5 protein-coding genes are annotated in these 3,332 nt (G+C 44.0%); all 5 read right to left on the minus strand.

Annotated features, from left to right (window positions below; all coding sequences use genetic code 11):
* The coding region (gene gatB, locus NT111_03310) for an Asp-tRNA(Asn)/Glu-tRNA(Gln) amidotransferase subunit GatB (protein MCX6805014.1) at nucleotides 1-662 on the minus strand (662 nt) is incomplete at its 3' end.
* A gap of 91 nt (nucleotides 663-753) precedes the next feature.
* Nucleotides 754-1,224, minus strand: a complete 471-nt coding sequence (locus NT111_03315) for a hypothetical protein (protein ID MCX6805015.1) — start codon at nucleotides 1,222-1,224, stop codon at nucleotides 754-756.
* Complete coding sequence (gatA, locus tag NT111_03320) at nucleotides 1,221-2,681, minus strand: Asp-tRNA(Asn)/Glu-tRNA(Gln) amidotransferase subunit GatA (GenBank protein MCX6805016.1); 1,461 nt, start codon at nucleotides 2,679-2,681, stop codon at nucleotides 1,221-1,223. Before gatA ends, NT111_03315 begins: the two co-directional genes overlap by 4 nt.
* A gap of 2 nt (nucleotides 2,682-2,683) precedes the next feature.
* Entirely contained in the window at nucleotides 2,684-2,974 is a 291-nt protein-coding gene (gene gatC / locus NT111_03325; protein ID MCX6805017.1) for an Asp-tRNA(Asn)/Glu-tRNA(Gln) amidotransferase subunit GatC, read from the minus strand.
* Between the two features lie 215 nt (nucleotides 2,975-3,189).
* A partial coding sequence (locus NT111_03330) for a hypothetical protein (protein ID MCX6805018.1) occupies nucleotides 3,190-3,332 on the minus strand: 143 nt, incomplete at its 5' end.

Genomic DNA, 3,332 nt, shown 5'->3' on the forward strand with positions numbered 1-3,332 from the left:
CGAAATGAATTTAGATTTTTAAGTTCTGTTCGAGTCCCTAATTGCTTCGTATCACTTACTGAAACATTAAGATCGAACTTGAAGTTGCCATGCTCCATATCTCCGTTGCAAATACCAAGTGAAGTGACAATATTATGTACCTCCATAAGAAATCTCTTAGCCTCTTCGGCACTTTTTATGTCAGGCTCAGATACGATTTCCACTAGCGGGGTGCCGGCCCTATTGAAGTCTACTAGGCTGTAGTTGGCTCCATTGGGATGAGTGAGCTTTCCAGCATCTTCCTCTAGGTGGGCGTGGTGGATGCCGATTTTCTTGAATTTACCATCAATAAGTATCTCTACGAAACCATCCTGAATTATGGGCTGATCCATTTGAGTTATTTGGTAGCCTTTGGGCGAATCTGGGTAGAAGTAATTTTTTCTATCGAAGCTAGTATCAGGGGCAACCTTGGCACTGAAGCCCTTGGCTAGCTTGATCGCCATTACAATAGCACCCTTATTTACAACTGGTAGGGCGCCAGGTAGGGCCATGCAGACTGGGCAAATATTAGTATTAGGCTTAGCGCCTCGGCTGTCATTGTCGCAAGAGCAAAACATCTTGCTCTTTGTAGCAAGCTGGACATGGATTTCTATGCCAATCGTCGGAAGGTACTTTTTTGTCATCTTAAGCCCCTGGATAGTAAATATTGTTGCAACCAAGAAAAAGTCACAGAGATCGAGGCTTCGGTTCGCTCAAAAATGGCTGCGGCAAGATTCATAGCCTTACCCCCAAATTATTTATGGCTTTACCTAGTTCTGCGATCGCATTGGTTATTTGTGCCGGCACCAAATCGTGCTCGACATTATGCGCCAATTCATTGCGCAGCTTGTGGGCGCTCCAGACGGCGTTGATATTGCCAAATTGGTGGCCGCCACTTTTTAGCCTGTCGCCCATAGTCTCCCCTGTAAAGCCATTTGCTATCATACAATAATCTAATAGCTTGTCGGCGTCTATTAAGGCTGATTTAAGGCCTGATGGGCCAGACCTCTGCATAACATCTATTTCTGCCCACTTAGATTGCACTAGTCCTATGTTAAAGACCTGTGGGTTGGGCTCTGGGGTATCGGCAGAGTTTTTTGATTTATACTGCTTTCTGATTGGCTTAGACTTTTGCTTTAAAAGCATGGCTACTAGGCCGGACAATACTACTAGCGCTATGACAAATGATATTAATGAAATACTCATAATTTAAGTTCCTTTACTTTATTGTGCCAATTTGTAAACTTTTGCAATGAATCTGCTAATGCCAGAACCTTGGAGTCTTCTCCGCGGCGGCCCATTATCTGTAAGCCTATCGGCATTCCCGAACCCTTATCTAGGCCCCATGGGATAGTCACGGATGGTATACCTGCCAAATTAGCGAATACAGTAAGTAAATCCGACCTATACATTGCAATAGGATCGGATTTAGAACCCAGCTTAAAGGCTGGCTCAAGGGTTGTTGGCCCCACCAATAGATCAGATTGCCCCATGACCTTATCAATATCTTTAATGATTAATGTTCTAGCCTGCATGGCTTTTTTATAATAGGCTTCATAATAACCTGCCGATAAAGCATATGCCCCCACAATATTCCTGCGCTTCACCTCGGTTCCAAAGAATTCACCACGAGTCTTGAAATAACTAGACTCCAAATCTTTAGCTTTTTTGCTATAGCTACCGTATCTGACTCCATCATAGCGCTCTAAATTAGAGCTTATTTCTGATGGCACCAATATATAGTAAATGGCCAGCGCTAGTTCGTTGGAAAATAGCTTATCGGCCTCTTTGGATGGGCTGATTTTAATTTCTGGGATTATAGAGCCAAGTAAATCGGCCAAGTCCTGGCTGCTATGCTCTACAGCACCAGCTGTAAAGGTTTTAATACTAAGGCTACTATTGTCCATAGCAATTATATCTGCTGGGATATTAGATTCAATTGTAGTTGAGTCCCTATTATCTTTGCCGGCAATTACAGCTAGTACTGCCTGGGCATCCCTGGCGCTTCTAGTGATAGGCCCAATTACATCAAAACTACTGGCCATAGATATAACACCGTAGCGGCTTACCAGGCCATAGGTCGGCTTAAAGCCAGTAACTCCACAAAATGATGCCGGCTGGCGGATAGACCCACCGGTATCTGTTCCTAAGCTAAAAATGCCATAGTCGGCTGCCACTGCGGCGGCTGAACCACCTGAACTACCCCCTGGCACAAAGGATACATCCCATGGGTTCGTAGTTACTTGATAGGCAGAGTTTTCGGTGCTTCCGCCATGAGCAAATTCATCCTGGTTAACTTTTGCTAGTAATATGGCACCGGCCTTATCTAGCTTATCTATCGCAGTTGAGCTATAGGGAGCGATATACTCGTCCAGAACCCTGCTGCCAGCGGTAGTTCTAATGCCTTTAGTCATAAACATATCCTTTGCCGTATAGGGTATGCCCTCCAGGGGGCCGATAGTCTTGCCCGAAGAAAGCCTTTCATCCACTTGCTTGGCTTGGGCAAGAGCCTGCTTTTCGCAAATTGTTATGACCGCCTTTATACTAGGCTCGAGGCTGTGGATTTTCTGAATATAAAAGTTGGTGAGCTCGGTGGCGGTAATTTTGCCAGCCACAAGCATTTCGTGTGCCTCTTCGATCCCAAGATAATTGAGATTTTTCATGCCTAGAGAACCTTGCCAACTTTTATATAGCCGTCCTGAGTGTATGGAGCTAAAGCCAATAATTCACTTGCCTCGACTTGCGACTTCACAATTTCGTCCTCTCTCCAAACATCACTTAGCCCATTTACTTGCGAGGTAGGCTTAACCTGCGAAGTATTAGCGTTGTTGATGAGCTCAACAAAATTAAGTATATTGTCGATATCCTTAGTTATAGAATCTAGCTCCTGGTCGCTTAGCTCTATTCGGGCTAGCCGAGAGGTGTCTTGAATTTCATTTTTAGTAATCTTTGCCATACCAGCTATTCTAACAGGTTAGCACTTGGATTGGGAGGCTTTAACACTGCTGAGCGAAGACAGCACGGGGGCTATTTTAAGCCCCAGTATTAAGGCGGTATCAACGGCTACCTTGATTGCGGCAGTTATAATCATAACTCGAGGCTAATGCAGTGGAGGGTATTTTTATCTGTCGATATTTCTATACTGTTGAAATGTTCTTATAAAGAACCTTATCACAAGCCAAGTGCCTTGCTGAACTGCTGCTCGTTTAATATATTAATACCAAATTTTTTTGCTTTATCAATCTTACTTCCAGGCTCATCTCCTGCTACAACGAAGTTAGTGCTTTTACTAACAACACTTGTTACATTACCTC

The organism is Patescibacteria group bacterium, from assembly GCA_026397045.1.
Taxonomy (GTDB): Bacteria; Patescibacteriota; Saccharimonadia; order CAILAD01; family BJGX01; genus JAPLVO01.

Bases quoted from the DNA above. Each gene is read 5' to 3' on its own strand.
- NT111_03315 (MCX6805015.1), bottom strand. From the start codon at position 1,224: ATGAGTATTTCATTAATATCATTTGTCATAGCGCTAGTAGTATTGTCC.
- gatA (MCX6805016.1), bottom strand. From the start codon at position 2,681: ATGAAAAATCTCAATTATCTTGGGATCGAAGAGGCACACGAAATGCTT.
- gatC (MCX6805017.1), bottom strand. From the start codon at position 2,974: ATGGCAAAGATTACTAAAAATGAAATTCAAGACACCTCTCGGCTAGCC.